Here is a 24,656-nt window from a genome sequence, read left to right on the forward strand (position 1 = left end):
AAAAACTGGCAGCTTTCAGGGAAGATGGATCTCGTAAGGGTGCGAGAAATGGCACTCTTCGAGGTTGGCGCCGTCGCCGCCACGGTCGACGATGAGGAAGTCCTGTTCCTCGCCGATCGGCGTTAGCACGCCGTGCCAGAGGTTGCGCCGGTAGTTGATGCCCTGCCCGGGCGCGGTGATGAAGGCGTGCGGCTCGCCTGGGCCGTCCAGAGTGTCATGGCAGACGACAACCAGAAAGGGCCGCGGCGACAGCGGAATGAAAGCCTGGCTGCCGAGCGGATGGCGCTCGACCATGGTCAGTTTCAGCGGCATCTCGTAGGGGGTGCCGCGCACCATCGAGATCAGCACCTTGGCATTCGGGCCGGTGGCCTCGGCGGTGGCGAGATCGTGGTAGCGCATCGCCTTGCCGCCATTGATCGGGTAGCGGTTCTCGCCGCCCATATCGATCACGTCGCCAAACGGCGCGAAGTTTTCGCGTGTCAGCGGCTGGGCCACGATTTGGGTCACCGCGCGCGAGCCCCAAGGGCGCCGCCAAGCTTGGCGTGCCGGTTGACGTCCTTGTAGAGCAGGTAGCGGAAATTCCCGGGACCGCCGGCGTAGCAGGCTTGCGGGCAGAAGGCGCGCAGCCACATGAAGTCGCCGGCCTCGACCTCGACCCAATCCTGATTGAGGCGATAGACTGCCTTGCCTTCGAGTACATAGAGCCCATGCTCCATGACATGGGTCTCGGCGAAGGGAATGACCGCGCCGGGCTTGAGCGTGACGATGGTGACATGCATATCGTGGCGCATGTCGGCCGGGTCGACGAAGCGCGTCGTCGCCCAGTGGCCTCCCGTGCCGGGCATCGGGCTCGGCTCGACCTCCTTGTCGCTGCTGAAGAAGGCTTCCGGAACGTCGAGGCCGTCGACCCCCTCATAGGCCTTGCGGACCCAGTGGAAGCGGACCGCACCGCTGCTCTCATTGCGCACCGTCCAGCCGCTGCCCGGCGGCAGGAAGGCGAAGCCGCCTGGGCGAAGCACATGGTTCTTGCCGGCAAGCGAGACCGTAAGCTCGCCCTCGACCACGAACAGCACGCCCTCGGCTTCGGGGTCGAGCTCAGGCCGGTCGCTGCCGCCGCCGGGCAGGACCTCGACGATGTACTGCGAAAAGGTCTCGGCGAAGCCCGAAAGCGGTCTTGCGATGATCCAGGCCCTTGTCTTGTCCCAGAACGGCAGCGGGCTGGTGACGATGTCCTGCATCACGCCCTTGGGGATCACCGCATAAGCTTCGGTGAAGACGGCGCGGCCGGTCAACAGCTCGTGCTGACCGGGATGGCCGCCATGCGGCGCGTAATAGGTTCGCTCGGCCATGTTCATCTTGTCCATGTGTTGAAGCCTATTTTGGAAGCATGTCTTTGAGCCGAAGCAGCGCGATGCGCTCGACTTGTTTGCACGCGGTGTCGAATTCATTGCTGCGGCTGTTGCCGATGCGAGCCTCGAACTCCGCCAGGATCTGGTCCTTCGTCTTGCCCTTGACCGCGATGATGAAGGGAAAGCCGAAGGTCGTGACATAGGCGGCGTTGAGCTTCGAAAACAGCTCGCGCTCCTTGTCGGTCAGCGCGTCGAGCCCGGCGGAGGCCTGTTCTTTGGCTGATTCCGCCGTCAGCCGCTTGGCCGCCGCCAGCTTGCCGGCAAGGTCGGGATGGGCGTTGAGCACGGAAAGCCGCTCGGCCTCGGTCGCCGCGCGGAAGACGCGGCAGAGCGCGTTGTGCAGGCCGCCGGCGCTGTCATGGGCCGGGCCGAGCTCCAGTTCGTAGGCCCGCTCGGCGATCCACGGCGAATGCTCGAACACCCCGCCGAAGGCATGCACGAATTCCTCGAATTCCATCCGGGACGGGCGCAGCGCCGGCGCCTGGTAGGGGTGCGTCTCGCGCCAGTGTTTTGCGATATCGATGCGCCGGGTCAACCACACCCTGTCATGCGACTTCACATAGTCGACGAAGCGCGTCAGCGCCGCCACGCGGCCCGGACGGCCGATCAGCCGGCAATGCAGGCCGATGTTCATCATGCGCGGCCGCCCCGCCTTGCCCTCCGCATAGAGCGTGTCGAAACTGTCCTTCAGATAGGCGAAGAACTGGTCGCCCGAATTGAAGCCCTGCGGCGTGGCGAAGCGCATGTCGTTGGCGTCGAGCGTATAGGGGATGATGAGCTGCGGCTTCTCCAAACCATCCCGGTCGAACCAGTAGGGCAATTCGTCGTCATAGGTGTCGGAGACGTAATCGAAGCCGCCTTCCTCGGCGACGAGTCGCACCGTGTTGACGGAAGTGCGGCCGGTGTACCAGCCGGTCGGCCGCGCGCCGGTCACTTCGTAATGCAGACGGATCGTCTCTTCGAGGTCGCGTCGCTCGTCCTCCGCGCTATGGTCGCGGTAGTCGATCCATTTCAGCCCGTGCGAGGCGATCTCCCAGCCGGCCTCCTGCATCGCCGCGACCTGATCGGGGGAGCGTGCCAGCGCCGTGGCGACGCCGTAGCAGGTCACCGGCACCTCAGCTTGCGTGAACAGCCGGTAGAGCCGCCAGAAGCCGGCGCGGGCGCCGTATTCATAGATCGATTCCATGTTCCAATGGCGCTGGCCGAGCCAGGGGGCGGCGCCGACAATCTCGGATAGGAAGGCTTCGGAAGCCTTGTCGCCGTGCAGCACGCAGTTCTCGCCGCCTTCCTCGTAATTGACGACGAACTGCACCGCGACATAGGCGCCGCCGGGCCATTTCGGGTCCGGCGGATTGGCTCCGTAACCGCGCATGTCCCGTTCGTAACGCATGATCGCTCCTGCCCGAATGTTGAGATGAAGATATCGAAAGGAGTGCTCGTGCATTCCCCCGAAAATTTTTGAAAGTGCTTTTTGCCGCACTCCGCTCGACCGGGGCTTATGCATCGCCTTTAATTGGCGCACAATTGACCTGAAAACGTTCGACTACTTGGGATGGGAGGCGGCCAGTGGCAGAAACGTCGAAAGCCGATGGCGGGCGTCTGACGACCCATGTCCTCGATACCGCGACCGGCAGGCCGGCAAAGGGCCTTTCGATCGGGCTTTTCCGCCTCGAAGGCCAGGCCCGCACGCATTTGAAGACCGTCACCACCAATGATGACGGCCGCTGCGACGCGCCGTTGCTTGCCGGCGCCGACTTCCGCACCGGCGAGTACGAGCTGGTCTTCGCTGCCGGCGATTATCTGCGCGGGCAGGGCGCCAGCCTGCCGGAGCCGGCTTTCCTCGACACCGTGCCGATCCGCTTCGGCATGGCGGAGGAGCGGCATTATCATGTGCCGCTCTTGATCTCGCCGTACGGCTACTCGACCTATCGCGGGAGCTGAGACATGGCCGACAAGACCCGTAACCAGATACGCTTCATCCTGAACGGCGCCGATGTCGCGCTGAACGACATCGCCCCCGACGCGACCCTGCTCGACTGGCTGCGGTTGAACCGCTCGCTGCGCGGCACCAAGGAAGGCTGTGCCGAGGGCGATTGCGGCGCCTGCACGGTGCTGGTCGGCAAGCTCTCGGTCGAGGGCCTGGTCTATGAAAGCGTCAATGCCTGCATCCGCTTCATGGGCTCGCTCGACGGCACCCATGTCGTCACCGTCGAGCATCTGCGCGGCAATGGCGAACATCTTCACCCCGTGCAGCAGGCGATGGTCGATTTCCATGGCTCGCAATGCGGTTTCTGCACGCCTGGCTTCGTCATGTCGCTCTATGCGCTGTGGATGAAGACGCCCAACCCGTCCGACACGGCGATCGAAAAGGCGCTGCAGGGCAATCTCTGCCGCTGTACCGGCTACGAGGCGATCATGCGCGCCGCGCGCGCCATATCAAGCTACGGCAAGGCGGCGAAGGACCCGCTGGCAGTGGAGCGCAAGGATATCACTGCACGGCTGGGAGCGCTGCGCGACGGCGCCAGGGTCGAGGTCGGTTCGGGTAAGGAGCGGCTGATCGTGCCGGCTGACGTCGACGATTTCGCCATGGCGCTCGAGAAGGAGCCTGGCGCCACCATCGTTGCCGGCTCGACCGATGTCGGGCTGTGGGTCACCAAGCATATGCGCGACATTTCGCCGGCTATCTTCATCGGTGGCCTCGACGGCTTGCGCACGATCTCGGAGACCGATGGCGTGATTACGTTTGGCGCCGGCGTGACTTACAGCGAAGCCTTCGCAACGCTTTCCAGGCGTATCCCGGCCTTGGGACCGCTGGTCGACCGCATCGGCGGCGAGCAGGTGCGCAACATGGGCACCATCGGCGGCAACATCGCCAATGGCTCGCCGATCGGCGACACGCCGCCGCCGCTGATCGCGCTCGGCGCGCGGCTAACGCTCCGCAAGGGCAATGCCCGACGTACGATCCCGCTCGAAACCTTCTTCATTGCCTATGGCAAGCAGGATCGGCAGCCCGGCGAATTCGTCGAGGCCGTCCATGTGCCCGTGCCGGCAGAGGGCACGAAATTTGCCGTCTACAAGGTCACCAAGCGCCGCGACGAGGACATTACCGCTACCCTCGGCGCCTTCTATCTGACCGAGGCCAAGAACGGCACCGTGGCGGATATCCGTATCGCCTATGGCGGCATGGCGCCGACGCCGAAGCGGGCGACTGCGGTTGAAACCGCCCTTATCGGCAAAGTCTGGAGCGAAGCGAGTGTCGAGTCCGCGATGGCCGAATACGCCAGCGACTTCACGCCAATTACCGATATGCGTGCAACCGCCGAGTATCGGGCGCTGGCGGCGAAGAATCTTTTGCTGCGCTTTTATGTCGAAACCACCGGCACCAGGGCGCCGTTCCAAGTGACCCGCAACGAGGCGGCCTGATGAACAAGCACGCCACTCCCAACCTCAAGGCCGAAAAAATCGTCGGCGGCGTCGCCACCGAGCAGCGGCACGATTCCGCGCACAAGCATGTCAGCGGCGCCGCCGTCTATATCGACGACATGCCTGAGCCTGCCGGCACGCTGCATGTCGGCCTTGGCCTCGCCAAGGTCGCGCACGGCACGCTGAAGAGTATCGATCTGTCGGCGGTGCGCGCAGCGCCAGGCGTCGTCGATGTGCTGACATGTGCCGACGTGCCCGGCGAGAACGACGTGTCGCCGAGCAACATGCATGACGATCCGGTGCTCGCCGAGCACAAGGTGCAATTCTACGGCCAGCCGATCTTTGCGGTGGTAGCCGAGACACGCGAGGCGGCGCGCCGCGCGGCACGCCTGGCTAGGATCGAATATGACGAGCTTCCGGCTGTGATCGACATCTGGGACCTCGACCCGGTCAAGGACAAGCAGGTCACCACGCCGCTGATCCTGAAGCGCGGCGATGCGGCCGCGGCGATTGCGGCGGCACCCCGCCGCATCAAGAACCGCATGTGGCTTGGCGGCCAGGACCATTTCTACCTCGAGGGCCAGGTCTCGCTGGCGATCCCCGGTGAGGACGACGAGGTGATCGTCTATTGCTCGACGCAGGGGCCGAGCGAGACGCAGCATCTGGTTGCGCATGCGCTCGGCGTGCCGAGCCATGCGGTGACGGTGGAAGTGCGCCGCATGGGCGGCGGCTTCGGCGGCAAGGAGACGCAGGCCAACCAATGCGCGGCCATAGCCGCCATCGCGGCCAAGAAGCTGGGGCGCGCGGTGAAGATCAGGCTCGACCGCGACGAGGACATGACCGCCACAGGCAAGCGGCATGATTTCGCCATCGACTACGAGGTCGGCTTCGACGACGAGGGCAACATCCTCGGCGTCGATTTCACCTATGCCCTGCGCTGCGGCTTCTCCGCCGACCTGTCCGGTCCGGTCGGCGACCGGGCGCTCTTCCATTGCGACAACGCTTATTTCTATCCGGCGGTGCACGCGAAATCGGCGCCGCTTTTCACCAACACGGTCTCGAACACCGCTTTCCGCGGCTTTGGCGGCCCGCAAGGCATGGTCGGCGCGGAGCGCGTCATCGACGAAGTGGCCTTCGCGGTCGGCAAGGATCCGCTCGCAATCCGCAAGCTCAATTTCTATGACCCGATGGATGCGATCGGCGAACGCTGCCTCACGCCCTATCACCAGAAGGTCGAGGACAACATCATCCACCGCATCGTCGCGGAGCTGGAGGACAGCGCCAATTACGCGCGGCGGCGGCGCGAGATCAGCGCCTTCAACAACAACAGCCGCTTCATCAAGCGCGGCCTGGCGCTGACGCCGGTCAAGTTCGGCATTTCCTTCACAAAGACCGAGGCCAACCAGGCCGGCGCCCTGGTGCATGTCTATGCCGACGGCTCGGTGCATATGAACCATGGCGGCACCGAAATGGGCCAGGGCCTGCATCTCAAGGTGGCGCAGGTCGTCGCCGAGGAATTCCAGATCGATCTCGACCGGGTCAAGATCACCGCCACCACCACAGCCAAGGTGCCGAACACCTCGCCGACGGCGGCATCTTCCGGCGCCGACCTCAACGGCATGGCGGCGCAGGATGCCGCTCGGCAGATCCGCAAGCGGCTGACCGATTTCGCGGCCGAAAAATACCAGGTGCCGCTCGACCAGGTCGTGTTCCTGCCCAACCGGGTGCGCATCGGCAACCAGGAAATCGCCTTCAACGATCTGGTCAAGCAAGCCTACATGAACCGCGTCCAGCTCTCGGCGGCTGGCTTCTACAAGACGCCGAAGATCCATTGGGACCGCAGCAAGGGCCGCGGCCATGCCTTCTACTACTACGCCTATGGCGCGGCCTGCTCGGAAGTCTCGGTCGATACGCTGACCGGCGAATATGTCGTCGAGCGTACCGACATTCTGCACGATGCCGGCCGCTCGCTGAACCGCGCGATCGACCTCGGCCAGGTCGAGGGCGGCTTCATCCAGGGCATGGGCTGGCTGACGACGGAAGAGCTTTGGTGGGACAACGGCGGCCGGCTGCGCACGCATGCACCGTCGACCTACAAGATCCCGCTCGCTTCCGACCGGCCAAAAATCTTCAACGTCAAGCTGACCGACTGGTCGTCGGCCTACGAGCCGACCATCCATCGCTCCAAGGCGGTCGGCGAGCCGCCGCTGCCACACGGCATGTCGGTGCTGCATGCGCTCTCCGACGCGGTGGCGAGTGTCGCCGATCACAGGATCTGCCCGCGCCTCGACGCCCCGGCGACGCCGGAACGGGTGCTGTTGGCGATCGAAAGGCTGAAGCGGGAAGCCGCAAAGCCGGCCTGAACGGGCCAAAACGTGCAATTCGAGGCGCGAAACGCTATATTTCCTGGGTGGAAATGCAGACGATGAACTCGAAAGTGCAAAGCCTGAAGGCGTTTCTCGGCCAGGCAGGCCGGGCCGCGCTCGTCGAGGTCGCGGCCACCAAGGGCTCGACCCCGCGCGAAGCCGGCGCCTTCATGCTCGTCTCACCATCGGCGATTTTCGGCACCATCGGCGGCGGCCAGCTTGAATTCATGGCGATCGACAAGGCGCGACAGATGCTTTTCTCCCCCCTTGAGGGGGCGATGGCCGCGAAGCGGCCAGAGGGGGTGCTCTCAGAAGGCGAGAGAGCGCCGAGCACTGCGCCGGCGACCCCACCCGATGGCTTGGCCGCCACCCTCCCCTCGAGGGGGAGGGAAGCCCGCATCGAGGTCGACGAAACCTGCGCGACCCTGGATGTTCCACTGGGTCCTGAAATCGGCCAATGCTGCGGCGGCCGCGTCGAGGTGCTGATCCGCTTGGTTGACGCTAGGATCGAACAGGAACTGATCGTCAAGGCCGAGGCCGAGGAGGCGCATCTGCCGCATGTCTATGTCTTTGGCGGCGGCCATGTCGGCCAGGCGCTGGCCGCGTCGTTGGCGCTGCTGCCCATTCATGTGGAGGTCGTCGAGACGCGGGCCGATGCGCTGGAAGGCATGCCGGAAACGGTTGAGACGCGGCTGACGCCGATGCCCGAAGCGGTGGTGCGCGAAGCCCGGGCGGGATCGGCCTTCGCCATCCTCACCCATGACCATGCGCTCGATTTCCTGATCGTCGCCGAGGCGCTCAAGCGCGACGACGCCGCCTATGTGGGCATGATCGGCTCGAAGACCAAGAAGGCGACGTTCAAGAACTGGTTCCTGAAGTCCGACGAGGGCAGCGAGGCGCAGTTCAACCGTCTCGTCTCGCCGATCGGCGGCAATACCGTGAAGGACAAGCGCCCGCCGGTGATCGCCGCGCTCGCCGCCGCCGAAATCATGACGGCGCTGGTGTCGCATGCGGCCCAGGCTTCGGCCGCGCCCGAAAAGGCGATGGCCGGCTGATTTACCCGGCCATCGGAGGAACGCTGAGCCGGCTATTCTTTTTCCTGCGTATGCGCTTCGAGGAACCACAGCAATTTGTCGAGCGAACGCGAGTAGGCGGTAAAGATGTCGGCGGTGTCGGCATCGCCGGCGTCGTCCGCCTCGTCGATCGCCTCACGCGCCAGCCTGGCAGCCGTGGCATAACGGTCGATCAGCGCCGCCAGATGATCCTTGGTCTTGTGGATGTCGGTTGGATAGGGCTGGAGCTTCGTTGCCCTCGACACGTCCTGCGAGGTGCCGTGCGCGGTGCCGCCGAGCTGCACGGCGCGTTCTGCGATGATGTCGACATGGCCGTCGATCTCCTCGCGGAATTCGTCGAGCATCTCATGGATGGCGATGAACTGCGGTCCCTTGACGTTCCAGTGCGCCTGCTTGGTGACCAGCGCTAGGTCGATGGCATCGGCAAGCCTGGCATTGAGAAGATCGATCGATTCCTTCTTGGCGTCGGATTTGAGGTCGTTCTTGGTGACGATGGCGTCCATGGTCGGCTCCTGTGGCGCTGGGTCGCTGCGAAAGCTGGGGACTGGTCTCGAAGGGCGGCCGTGCAGCCGCCAATCGCCAGAACGGGGACGGAGCGGGTTTCGTTCCGCATCGGATCGAGGGGCGCACAGCTGGCGAAGGTATGACTGATGCTCACAGCTGCTCGTCGCTTTCTTCGTTTCCCAAACCGGATTGAACCGTGTTTTCTGCACGCCTGACGAACACGAATGACGAACACGGGACGAGCGACATGGATGTTTTGCCCATAGCGGCGTTTTCGGACGGCAACAGCGGCGGCAACCCGGCCGGCGTGGTGATTGGCGAGGTTCTGCCCGACGCCGCAGACATGCAGCGCGTCGCTGCAGAGGTCGGCTTTTCCGAGACCGCCTTTGCCGCACGTGAAGGGGAAGGCTGGCGTGTCCGCTACTTTTCGCCCGAATCGGAAGTGCCGTTCTGCGGCCACGCCACCATCGCGCTCGGCGCGGCCCTCGTTAGAAAGTTCGGCGACGGAATTTTCAAGCTGCTCCTGAACCAGGCCGCCATCACCGTCGAAGGGTTTCGCGACGCCGCCAACTTTGCCGCCGCCCTGCAGTCGCCGCCGACGCGCAGCCGGCCGGCCCCGTCGGAGCTGGCCGGCGAGACACTTGATCTGTTCGGTTACGAGCCGGGCGATCTCGATCCCGCTATTCCGCCCGCGCTGATTCATGGCGGGGCCGACCATCTGGTGCTGGCCTTGAAGTCGCGCAAGGCGCTCGCCGCCATGGCCTATGACCTGAAACAGGGCCAGGCCCTGATGCGGCGCGAGGGACTGGTGACGATCCTGCTCGCCTATGCCGAAGCGCCGCGTCTCTTCCACACGCGCAATCCCTTCGCTTCCGGCGGCGTCTATGAGGATCCGGCGACCGGCGCCGCCGCCGCCGCCTTTGCCGGCTATCTGCGCGACATTGGCTGGCCGCATGGCGGCGCGATCGACATCGTTCAGGGCGAGGATATGGGCATGCGCTCGCGGCTGCATGCCGATATTCCGCCCACCCCCGGCACCTCGATCCGGGTATCCGGCACGGCCCGCCTGATGGACGAAGACTGAGTGTGGTCACCCACGCGAAGGCGCGTGCCCGCCAGCCTACTTGCCGGCAAGAATGTCCTTGATCAGCCGCTGGCAGCGATCGGCCATGAAGTCGAGCAGCAGGCGGACCTTCGGATCCTGCAGCTTCTTGTGCGGATAGACGGCGGCGAACTGGACCGGCGTCGGCGGCGTCTTTGCCAGGATCACTCTCAGCCGCTGGTCGCGGATGAACGGCTCGACCTCGAAGCGCGGCTTGTTGATGATGCCGCGCCCCGACAGCGCCCAGCCTGTCAGCACATCGCCATCGTCCGTATCGTAGGGTCCATGCACCTCGAATTTCTGCGGACCGTTCGGCGTCTGCAGCGTCCAGACATATTCGCGCGTGCCGGAATAGCGCAGCATCAGGCAATCATGTTTCTTGCCGATCAGTTCCTGCGGCTCGACCGGCTCGCCGCGCGCCTCGAGGTATTTCGGCGCCGCGACCAGCACGCGCTCGCATTCCATGATGCCGCGCATCCGAAGGCTGGAATCCTCGATGATGCCAAGCCGGAAGGCGACGTCGATGCCTTCCTTCATGATGTCGACATTGTGGTCGGAGAGTCTCAGCCGCACCTCGATATCGGGGTATTTGTCGTGGAAATCCGGAATGCCCGAGGCGATCAGCCGCCGGCCGAGGCCGAGCGGCGCCGTCACCTTGATCGTGCCGCGCGGCTGGCCGGAAAGTGCTGCGACCGCGGCCTCCGCCTCGGTGATCGCGTCCAGCACCTGCTTGGCGCCGGTGTAGAACACCGTGCCGTGCTCGGTCGGCATCAGCTGCCTCGTGGTGCGGTTGAACAGCCGCACGCCGAGGTGCTTCTCCAACTCCTTGATGCGGTTGGAGGCGACCGCCGGCGAGATGCGCATGTCGCGCCCGGCCGCCGACAGATTGCCGAGCTCGACGACGCGGACGAAGACGGCGATATTGTCGAGATAGGCCATGCGACGGTCGTGGCTCTCAAATGGCTGCGTGGGACGACCCTAGTATTTTCCATTTTTTTTTGAAAGTCATCGCGCGCCCCGCCTCTTTTCGTTTGCGCTCCAGACCGTAAAGTCGCCTGATCGGCAGGGACGATTTCCCAGGGGCGACTCGATGATGGATTTTGCGATTTTCTGGGACTGGCTGAGCTTCGCCGTCCGCTGGCTGCATGTCATCACCGGCATCGCCTGGATCGGCTCGTCCTTCTATTTCGTCGCCCTCGATCTCGGGCTGCGCCAGCGTCCCGGCCTGCCCGCCGGCGCCTTCGGCGAGGAGTGGCAGGTGCATGGCGGCGGCTTCTACCACATCCAGAAATATCTCGTGGCGCCGGCCGAAATGCCGGAGCACCTGACCTGGTTCAAATGGGAATCCTACGCCACCTGGCTGTCGGGCTTCGCCATGCTTTGCGTGGTCTACTATGCCGGCGCCGACCTCTTCCTGATCGACCCCAACGTGCTCAACATCTCGGTGCCCGTCGGCATCCTCTTGTCGCTGGCAACGATCGGCGTCGGCTGGATCGTCTACGACCTGCTCTGCCGCTCGCCGCTCGGCAAAAGCGATACCGGCCTGATGCTGGTGCTCTACTGCGTGCTCGTCTTCATCGCCTGGGGGCTGACCCACCTCTTCACCGGCCGCGCCGCTTTCCTGCATCTCGGCGCCATCACCGCCACGATCATGTCGGCCAATGTCTTCATGGTCATCATCCCCAACCAGAAGATCGTCGTCGCCGACCTGATCGCCGGCCGCAAGCCGGACCCGAAATACGGCAAGATTGCCAAGCAGCGCTCGCTGCACAACAACTACCTGACCTTGCCGGTGCTGTTTCTGATGCTGTCGAACCACTACCCGCTGGCCTTCGGCACGCAGTTCAACTGGGTCATCGCCTCGCTGGTCTTCATCATCGGCGTGCTGATCCGGCACTATTTCAACACCGTGCACGCGAGGAAGGGCAACCCGACCTGGACCTGGCTGGGTGCCGCCGTGCTGTTCATGATCGTCATCTGGCTGTCGACCGTGCCCAAGGTGCTGACAGCGGAGCCCAAGACCTCCGCCGCATCCGCTGCTGCCCAGGTCTACATCGCCTCGGCGCATTTTCCGGCCGTGCGCGACACCGTGCTCGGCCGTTGTTCGATGTGCCATACCGAAGAGCCGGCCTATGAAGGCATCTACCATGCGCCGAAGGGCGTGTTGCTCGACACCGACGCGCGCATCGCCGAGCATGCCCGGGAGATCTACCTCCAGGCCGGCCGCGCGCATGCCATGCCGCCCGCCAACGTCACTCAGATAACCGACCAGGAACGGGCCCTTTTGGTGGCCTGGTTCGAAGGCGCCGGAAAGTAAGCATGACCTCGAAACTCCTGCGCGGCCGCACGCTCTCCTTCCTGCGCTGGCCCGAAGCAATCGACGACCATTCCGCCTGGCGCTACGAGGAGGATGGCGGGCTGCTGATCGACGACGGCAAGATCATTGCCGCCGGTCCGTATGCCGAGATCGCCAAGCGCGCCGGCGCCGGCGTCGAGACGATCGATCATCGCCCGCATCTCATCCTGCCGGGCTTCATCGACGCACATGTGCATGTTCCGCAGATGCAGATCATCGCGTCCTACGGCGCCGAGCTGCTCGACTGGCTGAACAAATACACCTTTCCGGAGGAGTCGAAATTCGCGAACGCGCAGCATGGCCGCCGCATCGCCAGGCTCTTCCTCGACGAGATGCTGCGCCAGGGCACGACGACGGTCGTCGCCTATTGCTCGGTGCACAAATCTTCGGCCGAAGCCTTCTTCGCCGAATCGCACGACCGCAATATGCTCAACATCGCCGGCAAGGTGATGATGGACCGCAATGCGCCGGAGGGCGTGCTGGACACGCCCCAGACCGGCTATGACGACAGCAAGGCGCTGATTGCCGAATGGCACGGCAAGGGCCGCCAGCTCTATGCCATCACCCCGCGCTTCGCCATCACCTCCTCGCCCGAGCAGATGGAGATGGCCGGCGCGCTCTGCCGTGAGCATCCCGATCTGCACATGCAGACGCATCTGTCGGAAAACCACGCCGAGATCGCCTTCACCCAGGAGCTCTACCCCTGGTCGCGCGACTACACCGACGTCTATGAGCATTACGGCCTGCTGGGCAAAAAGAGCCTTTTCGGCCACTGCATCCATCTATCCGAGCGCGAAGCCGATGCGCTGTCGCAATCGGGTTCGATTGCGGTGTTCTGCCCGACCTCCAATCTCTTCCTCGGTTCCGGCCTGTTCGACTACCAGCGCTACCGCCGTCGCGAAAAGCCGCTCAGGATCGCTGCCGCCAGCGATGTCGGCGGCGGCACCAACTATTCGATGCTGCGGACCATGGACGAGGGCTACAAAGTCATCGCGCTGAATGGCGAGAAGCTGAACCCCTTCCAGTCCTTCTGGCAGCTGACGCGCGGCAATGCCGAGGCGCTGTCTGTCGCCGAAAAAGTCGGCACGCTGGAAGAAGGCACGGATGCCGACATCGTCGTGCTGGACGCCAACGCCACGCCGGCGATGCGGCTGAGGATGGAGACGGTGGAGACCCTGGCGGAGGAGCTCTTCCTGCTGCAGACGCTGGGCGACGACCGCGCCGTGAGCGAGGTCTATGTGGCGGGCCGGCCGGCCAAGAGCGCGATTGTCGCATAGATTAAACGTGCTCGTCGCTTGACCCCGCGTCAGCCATCGGCCAAAGCGTGCGTCGACATTGACAGGGGAAACGCCATGGCTGCCGCCGACGACATCGCTCTGATCAAGAAACAGGAAGCCACGCTGGTCTTTCCGGCCTTCGACGAGGCCGTGGCCTTCCAGATAGGCGCGGCGATCAGGGAGCGGGCGCTCAACGAAAACTTGCCGATCATCGTCGACATCAGGACCTTCGACCGTCCCCTATTCTACGCCGCCATGCCGGGCTCCAACGCCTCCAACCCCGATTGGGCGCGGCGCAAGATCAATGTCGTCAAGCGCTATCTCACAAGCACCTATCGCATGGTGCTGGAGCAGCAGCGACCCGACCGCACCTTCAAGGTCGGCGAAGCGCTCGACATCGCCGACTATGTGCTGGCCGGCGGCGGCTTTCCCGTCGCGGTGAAGGGTGCAGGCGTGATCGGTGTCATCGCCGTCTCCGGTCTGCCCGAACGAGAAGACCACGGTGTCGTTGTCGATGCGCTCTGCGCCCATCTCGGAGTCGATGCGAGCAAGCTCAAGTTGCCGCCGGAAGAGCAATGACCGATCCAAAAACTTTCCTTACGTCGATCTTCAACGCCGCCGTCGCCGCCGCCGATCCGGAAAAGACGATCCGCAATCATTTGCCGGCAAAGCCGAAGGGCCGCACCATCGTTATCGGCGCCGGCAAGGGCTCGGCGCAGATGGCGGCGGCCTTCGAGAAGGTCTGGGATGGTCCGATCGATGGGCTGGTCGTGACCCGCTACGGCTATGGCGCAAAATGCGAGCGCATCGAGATCATCGAGGCGGCGCATCCGGTGCCGGACGCCGCCGGCCTCGAAGCCTCGCGTCGGCTGCTGGAGAAAGTGCGGGGATTGACCGCGGACGATCTGGTCGTGGCGCTGATTTCGGGCGGCGGCTCGGCGCTGCTGCCGTCGCCCGCTCCCGGCCTGACTCTTGCCGACGAGATCGCCGTCAACGAGGCGCTGCTCGCTTCCGGCGCGCCGATCGCGGCGATGAACACCATCCGCAAGCACGTCTCGACCATAAAGGGCGGACGGCTGGCCGGCGCCGCTCATCCGGCCCGGGTCGTATCGCTGGTCGTCTCCGACATTCCCGGCGACAATCCGGCGCTGGTGGCCTCGGGGCCGACCGTCCCCGACACCGGCAGCCGCGCGGATGCGCTGGCGTCGATCGCCGCCTACGGCATGTGCCTGCCGGATGCGATCATGGCGCATATTCAGTCTCCCGCAGCCGATGCGCCACACTCCAACGATCCAGTCTTTGCCGGCAATGAAGTGCATCTCATCGCCTCGGCCGGCGTCTCGCTGGAAGCCGCGGCCGCCGCAGCGAAGCGGCAGGGCATCGAGGCCGTCATCCTGTCGGATTCGATCGAGGGCGAGGCGCGCGAGGTAGGCGGCGTGCATGCCGCGGTTGCCCGCGAGGTGGCGACCCGTAACCGGCCTTTCGAGAAGCCGATGCTGATTCTCTCCGGCGGCGAGACGACGGTAACGCTGCGGGCGAAAGGCAAGGGCGGCCGCAATTCCGAATTCCTGCTTGCCTTCGCCATCGGCATCGATGGGGTCAGCGGCATCCATGCTTTAGCCGCGGACACCGACGGCATCGACGGCTCCGAGGACAATGCCGGCGCCTTCGCCGACGGCACGACCGTGGCGCGCATGCGTGCCGCAGGCGTCGATGCCAAGGCTATGCTTGCCGGCAACAATGCCTGGACCGCCTTCAACGCGGTCGGCGATCTGTTCGTGCCCGGTCCGACCGGGACCAACGTCAATGATCTAAGGGCGATACTCGTCCGGTAGCGCAATAAACGCTGAAGTCGTCATTCCAGGGCGAAGCAGGAGCGAACCTCCGTCGCGGAGACCCTGGAATCCATTCCGTGACCTCGGGCATGGAATGCAGCGGAGCAGAATTGTGCATCGTTGCGACGCCTGCAGGTAACGGAATGATCCTCGGGTCTGCGCGCGCGTCGCTCCGCTCCTTGCTTCGCCCGTGGATGACGAGGCGACGGGCATCTCGCCCAATTCTCCCCAGTCGCACGACTCGTACAACAGCATCCGTCCGCGCAAGTCCCGTTCAGGCGCGCAGATCGGTCAAGCAGCCATCAACTGCTTCACCTTCTTCATATCGGTGAGAAACCGCTCCCTCTCGGCCTCCTTGTCCTCGTGCTCGCGGATGCGCAGGATGAAGGAGGGATGGATGGTGACAAAGACGCGCAAGCCGTCCTCGCGCTGGATGACATCGCCGCGCATCCTGGTGATCGGCACCGCCTTGCCGAGCAGCGACTGCGCTGCTGTCGCGCCGAGCGCCACCGCAAGATTTGGCTTGATGATGTCAAGTTCCTTGTCGAGCCACCAGCGGCAGGCACGAATTTCGCCGGCATTGGGCTTTGAATGGATCCGCCTCTTGCCGCGCGGCTCGAACTTGAAATGCTTCACCGCATTGGTCACATAGACCTTGCGGCGGTCGATCTCGGCCTGGTCCAAAATGCTGTCGAACACCTTGCCCGCGGGCCCGACGAACGGCTTGCCGGCAAGGTCCTCTTGGTCGCCGGGCTGCTCTCCAACAAACACCACGTCGGCATTCTCCGGTCCCTCGCCGAACACGGTTTGCGTAGCATCGCGCCAGAGCGGGCAACGCCGGCAACCGCTCGCCTCTTCGCGCAATGCCGGAATATCCGTACTTTCGGGCGCCACCACATCCGCCGGCTCCGGCGAAGGCCAGTGTTTTGCCTTCACTTTGGCGTGGTGCGGCGCTGGGGAGGTTGGCATCCGGGCGATCATGGCTGTCGCGGCTCTGTCCGCTCCTGCTATCAGGTCTGGAATGAGCGAGGCCTCGGGAAGGTTCCGCCAATATTTCTTCGGCATCTCCTTCTGCATCGCCTTCACCTTGAGGCGGGCCGGGTTGAAGATATTCTCGAAATAGGTCCGCCACAGCGTCTCGGCGTCGTCTTCTGCCGGCGCGTCGCGCTTGCCGGCGCCTGGGCCGATCGACAGCCGCTCGCCGTCCCAGTCGGCCGAGGCGTGCGGCGTTAGAATCGTCCAGCGCATGCCGGCGAAGCGGCGCACGAAGAAATCGGCATTGCGCTCGACGATGAAATGGTCGGGCTCGAACCAGGCGACATAACGTTCCTCCGCGCCGTCGCCGATCTTCCGGAAGCGCACGAAGGCGCGCATCTTGTGAATGTCGCGCCGAACCGCCTTTTCCATGAACTCGAGCCTGCGGATATCCGGGTCGGAAGCGATCGACAGCAGCTTCGGTTCGACGCGCAACCGCCAGAGCAGCCGATAGAGGAAGTTGAAACGCTCGGGGTCCGAATGACAGATGACCGTCTCTGCGCGTTCGATGAAGTCGCGCGGCACGACAAGCCGCGCATCTTGTCGGCAAGCCGGCAAATCGTTGGCGCGATCATCATCGTCGTGGCCAACCTGCCAAGCCACGTCTTCCGGCGGAATATCATTCGTGGCCAGCCGGCGCGCCGCATCGCGCCAACCGGCGAAATCGGTCTCGCCTTCAAGCCGGACGAGATGAGATGCGAGGCTGAGCTGGGTCCGTGCCATGGTCAAAACAGCGAAAGCTGCTCGCAAGAGCGGCTGATGATCTGGCGCAGGCCCGACTTGTCGGTGAGCGCGCCCGGCGACCAGCCTTCCGCAGTGATGAAGGGGCGTACCTTGGCGACCGAATGGCAGAGCCGTCCGACATCTTCGAGACGCAGCCGGCGATGGCGGCGCGTCTGCAGAATCCTGTCGACGACCTTCGTGCCCAACCCCGGGACACGCAGCAGCGCCTCCCGATCGGCGCGGTTGACGTCGACCGGGAACCGGCCGCGGTTGCGCAGCGCCCAGGCAAGTTTGGGATCGATGGCAAGGTCGAGCATGCCGTCATTGCTGCCGGCCAGGATTTCAGGCTGCGAGAAGCCGTAGAAGCGCATCAGCCAGTCCGCCTGGTAAAGCCGGTGCTCGCGCATCAAGGGCGGCTTCTGCAACGGCAGCGCCGCAGACGAATCCGGGATCGGACTGAAGGCGGAATAATAGACGCGGCGCAGATGGTAGCTGCCATAAAGCCGGGCGCTGGCGCGCAGGATGCCGTCGTCGGACGTTTTGTCGGCGCCGACAATCATCTGCGTCGACTGGCCGCCCGGCGCAAAGCGCTCGCGTTTGCGGCTCTGCAACGTTGGTTCGGCCTTCTCTTCGATCTTGCGGCGCAGCTTGGCCATGGAAAGCCGGATCGTTTCCGGCTTCTTTTCCGGGGCCAACTTCTTCACCCCTTCGTCGGTCGGCAGCTCGACATTGATCGACAGGCGATCGGCATAACGGCCTGCTTTTTCGATCAGTTCGGCTGACGCTTCGGGAATGGTCTTGAGGTGAATATAGCCGCCGAATTTTTCCTCGATCCTGAGCCGTCGCGCCACCTCGACCATCTCGCCCATCGTCGCGTCCGGCGAGTGGATGACGCCGGAGGACAGGAACAGACCCTCAATGTAGTTGCGGCGATAAAAATCCATGGTGAGCCGCACCACCTCGTCGACGCTGAAGCGGGCTCGCCGCACATTAGAGGAGGAGCGGTTGATGCAATAGCTGCAGTCGTAAATGCAGAAATTGGTGAGCAGGATCTTCAGCAGCGAAATGCAGCGCCCGTCCGGCGCGTAGGAATGGCAGATGCCCGAGCCCTCGGTCGAACCGATGCCGCCCGATTTCAGCGAATCGCGTTTCGCCGAACCGGACGATGCGCAGGAGGCGTCGTATTTAGCGGCGTCGGACAGGATCGCCAGTTTCTCGCGGACGGAAAGCACAGCCATGCGTTCATGATATGTTCCAGAAAGTCGCCTGGCTATAACTTTTGAGTGTCGCGGCGAAACGTGATCACTCCGTCTGCGAGGCCAAGTCCTCAGACCTCGTGGAGGTAGAGGTGGTAGTCGAGTTCGCTGACGGTGCGTGCGACGCGCAGATATTCCGCCTGCTTGATCGCCACGAAGGTCCGGTGCAGGTCGGGACCGAGCGCCGATTTCAGGAATTCGGAGCCACGTGCGGCCTCGATCGCGGCGCGCCAATCGGTCGGCATGGTGGAGGCTTCCGTTGTCTGCTCGTAACCGTTGCCGGTCGTTTCCGGTCCGGGGTCAAGGGCCTCGTCGAGGCCCTTGACGATGCCCGCCAGCACCGTCGCCGCCACAAGATAAGGGTTGGCGTCGACGCCGGACGGCCGGTGCTCGATACGCCGGTTCATCGCATCGCCCGCCGGCACGCGCAACGCCACGGAGCGGTTGTTGACGCCCCAGGTCGGCGCCACCGGCGCATAGGATTGCGCCACGAAACGCCGCCATGAATTGGCATGCGGCGCAAACACCAGCATCGATTCCGCCATGGTGTGGATCAGGCCGCCAAGCGCGTTGAGCAGGCTGGGCGACCATTTCTCGCCGGCAGATTCTGTGAAGACGTTGCGGCCGGCATCGTCCTGCAGCGAGACGTGGAAATGCATGCCCGAACCGGCATAGGCCTCGATCGGCTTGGCCATGAAGCAGGCGGTGATGCCGTGCCGGCGCGCCTGCGCCCTCACCAGCCGCTTCAGCATGACCAGGTCGTCGGCCGCCCGCATCACGTCCTTGCGGTAGTTGAGCGTCAGCTCGTACTGTCCGGGCGCATATTCGGAAATCACCGTCTCGGCCGGAATGCCTTGCGCCCTGGCGGCGGCGTAGATGTCGGAAAACAGCGGCTCCATGCCGTGCAGGTGGTCGACCGAATAGACTTCCGTTTTGCCCGAGCGGCGGCCGTCGAGCACCGCGCGCGCCGCCTGCACCTTGCCGTCGGCGTCGCGCTCATTGGCGAGCAGAAAAAATTCCAGCTCGAAGGCGCCGGCCGGATGCAGGCCGCGCGCCGCCAGGAGCTCGACTTGCCTTGCCAGCACCAGCCGCGGATCGGAGGTCATCGGCTGGCCGTCGAGACGATACATCGCCATCAGCACCTGGCCGCGCGGCGGCTTGGTGCCGTGCAGCGGCACCAGCGTGCCTGGGACCGGCCATGCCCTGAGGTCGCCGTCGCCGGTGTCCCAGATCAGCCCGGTCTCGTGGACATCCTCACCGGTGATGTCGAGGCCGAGGATCGAGATCGGCATATGCCTTCCGCCCTCGAAAATGCTCATTAGCTCGTGCCGGCGCACGATCTTGCCGCGGCCGATGCCGTTGGCGTCGGTGAGCACGATGTCGAAGGCCTCGATGTCGGGATGGGCGGCGAGAAACGCTTTCGCCTCGGCCGGCGTCGAGCCCGAAGGGGAGGTCACAACTGTGCTCGGATTGTCCATAGCCGCTTGTCTCATGCCGTAAGCCTGGCGGCAACCGCGGCGAAAGCCGCGATCAGGCGGCTTACCTGCGCCGCGGTCGTCGCCGGCGAGATCAGCATCATATTGTGGAACGGCGCGATCAGCACGCCGCGATTGACCAGCGCGACATGGACGGCGGCTTCGAGTTCCGGCGCATGTGCCGTCTCCGCCTCGCCGCCGTTCTTGAGCGGCCCGGGCGCGCAGATGAACTCGACGCGGGCGCCGACGCGCGCGACATGCCAAGGCAGCTTGTTTCGCTCGATGACGTCGGAGAGCCCCGCGTCGAGGCGGCGCGCCAGCCGGTCCATATGCGCATAGGCTTCCTCGGTCATTACCTCTTCGAGCGTCGCCCGCATCGCCGCGAATTGCAGCGGGTTGGCCGACAGCGTGGTGCCCATGCCGGAATAGCCGGGCTCCTTGCTGCGATTGTAGGCGCCGTAGCGCGTCGCCATCTCCTCGCTCATGCCCCAGATGCTGGCCGGCACGCCTCCGGCCACCGGCTTGCCGAGCACGAACAGGTCCGGCTCCAGCCCGTGCCGTCGCGTGTAACCGCCGGGCCCGGTTGAAATGGTGTGCGTCTCGTCGATCAAAAGCAGCGTGCCGGCGGCCCGGGTGAGGCGCCGCAGCGCGTCGTGGAAGCCGGGTTGTGGCAGCACCATGCAGGAATTGGTCAGCACCGGTTCGGTGATCACGCAGGCCACATCACGGTCGCCAAGTGCCGCTTTCAATGCTGCAATATCGTTGAATTCGATAACCTTGGTTGCCCGTGTGAGATCGCGGAACTCGCCTGCCAGCCCAGGCCGGTTGACCGGCTTGCCGTCGATCAGTCGCACCATCGTCTCGTCGACCGAGCCGTGATAGCAGCCGTTGAAGACAAGAATCTTTTCGCGCCCCGTCACCGCGCGGGCGACCCGCAAGGCGAAGCGGTTGGCATCGGTGGCGGTTGTGGCGATCTGCCAATCCGGCAGGCCGAAGCGCTGCTGCAAGAGCGGACCGATCGCCAACGCATCCTCGCTGGGCAGCATATAGGTCAAGCCGCGTGCTGCTTGCCGGCGGATGGCGCGGGCGACCGCCGGCGGCGAATGGCCGAGCATCGAGCCGGTGTCGCCGAGGCAGAAATCGTCGAGCTTGTTGCCGTCGACATCGATAATCGTGGCGCCCTTGGCGCTGTCGACCAGGATCGGGAAAGGCGTCGGCCAGTCGGCCATCCAATGCATCGGCACGCCGCCGAGGAAGCCGGCCATGCCGTTGCCAACCTTGGCCTCGGACTTTGGCCGCGCCTTGCGGAAGGCGGCCGCCTCCGTTTCGCGCAGTTCCGCGATGCGGGCGGCGGCGATGCCGCCGATGGAAGTCCGGTCGATTGAATGCATGAAGCCCCTCTTTCTCGCGCGGCACTCTGCCAACCGGTCGGCAAAACCGCAATTGGCCGCGCAGGTGGCGGGCGTTGGCTCAGGGAGTAGGGGAGTACGGAGTAAGGCGGTACAGGAGGAAAGTGCAGGAAGTGTCTCTCCTTTCCCTATTCCCCTAATCCCTTAGGCAGTGATGTCGATCACGCCGCAATCGCCGGCCGCGCTGCCGAAGACGATGCGGCGCTCTTCCTTGTCCCACATCATCGAGGTGATGGCGCCTTTGCCGGGACGACGCAGCAGCACTTCCTTGGCGTCGGCGAAGCGGGCCGCGATCACCATGCCGTCCTCATAGCCGATCGCGGTGACCTCCTGGCTGGGATGGCAGGCAACGCACGTCACCATGGTATTGCCGCGCGTGCCGAGCTCCAGCGGCGCCTTGCCCATCGGCCCGTCCTTGCTGGCGAAAGGCCACACGATCGCCGCCGGCGCGCCGGAGCTCGCCAGCCATTTGCCCTTCACGCTCCAGGACAGGCTTTTGACCTTGCCCGGATAGCCGCTCATGCGCATGTGCTTGCCGTCCGCCAGCTTCCAGCCATGCAACGCGTTTTCCTGCATGGTGGTGATCAGGAAAGCGCTGTCCGGCGAAAAGCTGATCCCGGTATGGGCGCCGGCCCATTCGAGCTCGACCGGCTTGCCCTCAGCCGCAGGGAAATGCAGCGTCGCGCCATTGTAGCGGGCAACGCCGAAGCGCATGCCCTTGGGCGAGAAGGCGAGCCCTTCCACCGAGCGCGGATGGGCGAATTCCTTGATCTTGCCGTCGGCGAAACGGACGAACGCCGTCTTGCCCGAGGCATAGGCGACCGCACCCTGAGGGCCGGCGGCAACGCTGGTGATCCATTTTCTGCCGGCGCTGGCAAGTTCGCTCGCTTCGCCGCCGGCCTTGACCGCAAAAACCTTGCCGTCCTCGCCGCCGGTGATCAGGCGGTCGTTCGCCGCATCGTGGAAGGCGGCGAGCAGCCCGTCATTCGCCTGTACGGTCTTATGCCCATTGTCGAGCCGATGGATCGCGCCGTCGGCCAAAGCGAAATGCGGCACATCGTTGAGGAAGACGGCGGCGACGCAATGGCCTTCGAGATCAAGCGGGGCGACTGTCGGCATGGGGATGGTCCATTCGATTTCACTAAGCCGGCGCGGCTAGGTGTGACTCCCCCTTCTCCCCTTGTGGGAGAAGGTGGATTGGCGCGTAGCGCCAAGACGGATGAGGGGTGTTCGACGGAGTGCCGTCATCGCCAAGCTGGAACACCCCTCATCCGACCGAGCTTCGCTCGGCCACCTTCTCCCACAAGGGGAGAAGGAGAGAAGGGGCAGCGCTAGCGCCTGAAAGTCCGGAAATCAAGCCGCCTGGCAGGCTTCAAAACTCTTCCTGAGGCGCTCGGCGTCGAGATCGCGGCCGATGAAGACCAGCCGGCTTTCATGCTTCTCGCCGTCCTTCCAGGCGCGCTGGTGGTCGCCTTCGAGGATCATGTGCACGCCTTGCAGGACATAGCGGTCCTCGTCGCCCTTCAGCGCGATGATGCCCTTAAGCCTGAGGATGTTCGGCCCTTCCATCTGGGTCACCTTCTCGATCCAGGGGAAGAACTTCTTCGGATCCATCTCGCCGCCGCGCAGCGAGACCGACTTCACCGTGACATCGTGGATGTCGGAAGGATGGCCGTGGTGATGGTGATCGTGCCCGTCGTGATGATGGTGGTGGTCGTGATCGCAATCCGGACCGCATTCATGGTCGTGATCGTGGTCGTGCGCCTCGAGGAAATGCCGATCGTTCTCCAGCGCGCGTGAGAGGTCGAAGGCGCCGCGGTCGAGCACTTCGCCGAGCGCCACCCCGGCGCGCTGGGTGCGATGGATCCTGGCCGCCGGGTTGATGGCGCGGATCGTCGCCTCGACCTTTTCGAGCTCTTCCGGGGTGACGAGATCGGTCTTGTTCAGCACCACCACATCGGCGAAGGCGATCTGGTCCTCGGCCTCCTTCGAGTCCTTCAGGCGCAGCGGCAGGTGCTTGGCGTCAACCAGCGCCACCACCGCGTCGAGCTTGGTTTTGGAGCGCACATCGTCGTCCATGAAGAAGGTCTGCGCCACCGGCACCGGGTCGGCCAAGCCAGTGGTCTCGACCACGATGGCATCGAAACGGCCGGGCCGCCGCATCAGGCCCTCTACGACGCGGATCAGGTCGCCGCGCACCGTGCAGCACACGCAGCCATTGTTCATCTCATAGATTTCCTCGTCGGATTCGACGATCAGATCGTTGTCGATGCCGATCTCGCCGAACTCGTTGACTATGACCGCGTAACGCTTGCCGTGGTTCTCCGACAGGATGCGGTTGAGCAGCGTCGTCTTGCCCGCGCCGAGATAGCCGGTGAGAACGGTTACGGGGATCTGCGTCTGTGCATCGCTCATGGCCTGCCTCGAAAAATCTGTGCCTCGAAGGATTTGTCGGCCTCATATAGGATGCGAGCCGCGCTTTTGCACGCGCCAAACCGATGGGCCAGCCGGTCCCGATCGGGGCAGCCGCAGTGGGTTAAAGTAACAGGGCAGCCGCACGGCATCAGAGCCCCTCCGGGATGTTACGCTGTGAATGCCGGCGGGCCAAAAGTCGTTTGTCATCTAACTGAAATAAACATCTGGCATCACCTGCGCGGGCACCGCAATGCTTGCCGGCAAAGTGTTTGCAGGCCGGACTCGTTAAATCGTCATTTGCCAGCCGCCGGACAGCCTCTATGCTGCCCGCGCCGGTTCGGCCGAAGAGGGAATGACCATGGCCAAGGCGGACAGGACAGCGACTATGAGCCGGCTGCATTCGGCAGCGCGGCTGGCGCGCACGGCGCTTGCTGCGCGGCTTCTGGCACATGGCTTCTACGCCGGCCAGGACCAGATCATGCTGGCGCTCGACCGCGAAGACGGCCAGACACCCGGCAATCTCGCCGACAAGCTCGGCGTACGTCCGCCGACGATCACAAAAACCATCAACAGGCTGCAGGCGCAGGGTTTTCTCGAAAAGCGCGCCTCCAACGCCGATGCCCGCCAGGCCCATATTTTCCTCACCGGCTCCGGCCGCGAAACCATCCGCGCCATCGAGAAATCGGTCAAGAAGACCGAGAAGCAGGCGCTGAGGGGTCTCGACAAGAAAGACCAGAAGGCGCTGTTCAAGCTGCTCGCCCGCATCGAGGCCAACCTGTCGAACGAGGACCTGATCCTCATCGACGACGACGCCGAGCTGGATGATTAACGAGCGACGCGCAGCGTCGTCTCGAGCGACGCGTGAGCGCGATGCGCAGCATCGTCGCTTAGTCGCTGGGCGTTGGTGACCCACGAGCGACGCGCAGCGTCGTCTCGAGCGACGCGCAGCGTCGTCTCGAGCGACGCGTGAGCGCAGCATCGTCGCTTAGCCGCTGGGC

Annotated in this window: 21 protein-coding genes; 10 read left to right on the forward strand and 11 right to left on the reverse strand. The window is 64.4% G+C overall.

What is annotated here, in order from left to right; genetic code table 11:
- Window positions 1-15: 15 nt before the first annotated feature.
- The 3 genes from EOA32_RS04650 to puuE are packed head-to-tail and all read right to left on the reverse strand — an operon-like array spanning window position 16 to window position 2,799.
- Window positions 16-507, reverse strand: a complete 492-nt coding sequence (locus EOA32_RS04650) for an ureidoglycolate lyase (RefSeq protein ID WP_128371001.1) — start codon at window positions 505-507, stop codon at window positions 16-18.
- Entirely contained in the window at window positions 504-1,364 is an 861-nt protein-coding gene (locus EOA32_RS04655; RefSeq protein WP_128371002.1) for a bifunctional allantoicase/(S)-ureidoglycine aminohydrolase, read from the reverse strand. The genes EOA32_RS04650 and EOA32_RS04655 overlap by 4 nt, the downstream gene beginning before the upstream one ends.
- 10 nt (window positions 1,365-1,374) lie before the next feature.
- Window positions 1,375-2,799 (reverse strand): allantoinase PuuE, encoded by a 1,425-nt coding sequence (gene puuE, locus EOA32_RS04660; protein WP_128371003.1) that lies wholly within the window; start codon window positions 2,797-2,799, stop codon window positions 1,375-1,377.
- A gap of 176 nt (window positions 2,800-2,975) precedes the next feature.
- On the opposite strand from puuE, the gene uraH reads away from it, so the two are divergent.
- The 4 genes from uraH to xdhC all read left to right on the forward strand — a co-directional run bounded on the left by uraH (window position 2,976) and on the right by xdhC (window position 8,253).
- Window positions 2,976-3,350 carry a hydroxyisourate hydrolase gene (gene uraH, locus EOA32_RS04665; RefSeq protein ID WP_066995957.1) on the forward strand — a complete coding sequence of 125 codons (375 nt, stop codon included), beginning with the start codon at window positions 2,976-2,978 and terminating at the stop codon, window positions 3,348-3,350.
- 3 nt (window positions 3,351-3,353) lie between these two features.
- Window positions 3,354-4,832 carry a xanthine dehydrogenase small subunit gene (xdhA, locus tag EOA32_RS04670; protein ID WP_128371004.1) on the forward strand — a complete coding sequence of 493 codons (1,479 nt, stop codon included), beginning with the start codon at window positions 3,354-3,356 and terminating at the stop codon, window positions 4,830-4,832.
- Window positions 4,832-7,195 (forward strand): xanthine dehydrogenase molybdopterin binding subunit, encoded by a 2,364-nt coding sequence (gene xdhB, locus EOA32_RS04675; RefSeq protein WP_128371005.1) that lies wholly within the window; start codon window positions 4,832-4,834, stop codon window positions 7,193-7,195. Before xdhA ends, xdhB begins: the two co-directional genes overlap by 1 nt.
- A gap of 62 nt (window positions 7,196-7,257) precedes the next feature.
- Window positions 7,258-8,253, forward strand: a complete 996-nt coding sequence (xdhC, locus tag EOA32_RS04680; protein WP_128371006.1) for a xanthine dehydrogenase accessory protein XdhC — start codon at window positions 7,258-7,260, stop codon at window positions 8,251-8,253.
- Window positions 8,254-8,285: 32 nt separating this feature from the next.
- On the opposite strand, the gene dps is transcribed toward xdhC, so the two are convergent.
- On the reverse strand, window positions 8,286-8,774 hold the full coding sequence (gene dps, locus EOA32_RS04685) for a DNA starvation/stationary phase protection protein Dps (RefSeq protein WP_066995949.1): 489 nt from the start codon (window positions 8,772-8,774) through the stop codon (window positions 8,286-8,288).
- 248 nt (window positions 8,775-9,022) lie between these two features.
- On the opposite strand from dps, the gene EOA32_RS04690 reads away from it, so the two are divergent.
- On the forward strand, window positions 9,023-9,859 hold the full coding sequence (locus EOA32_RS04690) for a PhzF family phenazine biosynthesis protein (RefSeq protein ID WP_128371007.1): 837 nt from the start codon (window positions 9,023-9,025) through the stop codon (window positions 9,857-9,859).
- A 36-nt stretch (window positions 9,860-9,895) separates the two neighbouring features.
- Here the strand turns inward: EOA32_RS04690 and EOA32_RS04695 are convergent, their stop codons facing one another.
- Window positions 9,896-10,816 (reverse strand): LysR family transcriptional regulator, encoded by a 921-nt coding sequence (locus tag EOA32_RS04695; protein WP_066995946.1) that lies wholly within the window; start codon window positions 10,814-10,816, stop codon window positions 9,896-9,898.
- 151 nt (window positions 10,817-10,967) lie between these two features.
- Between EOA32_RS04695 and EOA32_RS04700 the strand changes: the two genes are divergently transcribed.
- The 4 genes from EOA32_RS04700 to EOA32_RS04715 all read left to right on the forward strand — a co-directional run bounded on the left by EOA32_RS04700 (window position 10,968) and on the right by EOA32_RS04715 (window position 15,345).
- Window positions 10,968-12,194, forward strand: a complete 1,227-nt coding sequence (locus EOA32_RS04700) for a urate hydroxylase PuuD (protein ID WP_066995941.1) — start codon at window positions 10,968-10,970, stop codon at window positions 12,192-12,194.
- Between the two features lie 2 nt (window positions 12,195-12,196).
- Window positions 12,197-13,510 carry a guanine deaminase gene (guaD, locus tag EOA32_RS04705; protein WP_128371008.1) on the forward strand — a complete coding sequence of 438 codons (1,314 nt, stop codon included), beginning with the start codon at window positions 12,197-12,199 and terminating at the stop codon, window positions 13,508-13,510.
- Between the two features lie 75 nt (window positions 13,511-13,585).
- Window positions 13,586-14,089 (forward strand): heme-degrading domain-containing protein, encoded by a 504-nt coding sequence (locus EOA32_RS04710; RefSeq protein WP_066995935.1) that lies wholly within the window; start codon window positions 13,586-13,588, stop codon window positions 14,087-14,089.
- On the forward strand, window positions 14,086-15,345 hold the full coding sequence (locus tag EOA32_RS04715; RefSeq protein ID WP_128371009.1) for a glycerate kinase: 1,260 nt from the start codon (window positions 14,086-14,088) through the stop codon (window positions 15,343-15,345). Before EOA32_RS04710 ends, EOA32_RS04715 begins: the two co-directional genes overlap by 4 nt.
- A 291-nt stretch (window positions 15,346-15,636) precedes the next feature.
- Here the strand turns inward: EOA32_RS04715 and EOA32_RS04720 are convergent, their stop codons facing one another.
- From EOA32_RS04720 to EOA32_RS04745, 6 genes are all read right to left on the reverse strand, one after another.
- Window positions 15,637-17,103: a UdgX family uracil-DNA binding protein gene (locus tag EOA32_RS04720; RefSeq protein ID WP_095782234.1), complete on the reverse strand. Its 1,467-nt coding sequence runs from the start codon at window positions 17,101-17,103 to the stop codon at window positions 15,637-15,639.
- Window positions 17,104-17,105: 2 nt separating this feature from the next.
- Window positions 17,106-18,341 (reverse strand): putative DNA modification/repair radical SAM protein, encoded by a 1,236-nt coding sequence (locus EOA32_RS04725; RefSeq protein WP_128371010.1) that lies wholly within the window; start codon window positions 18,339-18,341, stop codon window positions 17,106-17,108.
- Window positions 18,342-18,430: 89 nt separating this feature from the next.
- Window positions 18,431-19,837, reverse strand: a complete 1,407-nt coding sequence (locus tag EOA32_RS04730) for a glutamine synthetase family protein (protein ID WP_128371013.1) — start codon at window positions 19,835-19,837, stop codon at window positions 18,431-18,433.
- Window positions 19,838-19,848: 11 nt separating this feature from the next.
- Window positions 19,849-21,225: an aspartate aminotransferase family protein gene (locus tag EOA32_RS04735; RefSeq protein ID WP_128371011.1), complete on the reverse strand. Its 1,377-nt coding sequence runs from the start codon at window positions 21,223-21,225 to the stop codon at window positions 19,849-19,851.
- A 162-nt stretch (window positions 21,226-21,387) separates the two neighbouring features.
- The gene (locus EOA32_RS04740) at window positions 21,388-22,362 is read right to left on the reverse strand and encodes a WD40 repeat domain-containing protein (protein WP_095776983.1); all 975 of its coding nucleotides are present in this window, start codon (window positions 22,360-22,362) and stop codon (window positions 21,388-21,390) included.
- 234 nt (window positions 22,363-22,596) lie between these two features.
- Window positions 22,597-23,658 carry a GTP-binding protein gene (locus tag EOA32_RS04745; protein WP_128371012.1) on the reverse strand — a complete coding sequence of 354 codons (1,062 nt, stop codon included), beginning with the start codon at window positions 23,656-23,658 and terminating at the stop codon, window positions 22,597-22,599.
- A 358-nt stretch (window positions 23,659-24,016) separates the two neighbouring features.
- Between EOA32_RS04745 and EOA32_RS04750 the strand changes: the two genes are divergently transcribed.
- Entirely contained in the window at window positions 24,017-24,487 is a 471-nt protein-coding gene (locus tag EOA32_RS04750; RefSeq protein WP_067003705.1) for a MarR family transcriptional regulator, read from the forward strand.
- Window positions 24,488-24,656 lie beyond the last annotated feature (169 nt).

Source organism: Mesorhizobium sp. M1A.F.Ca.ET.072.01.1.1, assembly GCF_004023325.1.
Lineage (GTDB): Bacteria > Pseudomonadota > Alphaproteobacteria > Rhizobiales > Rhizobiaceae > Mesorhizobium.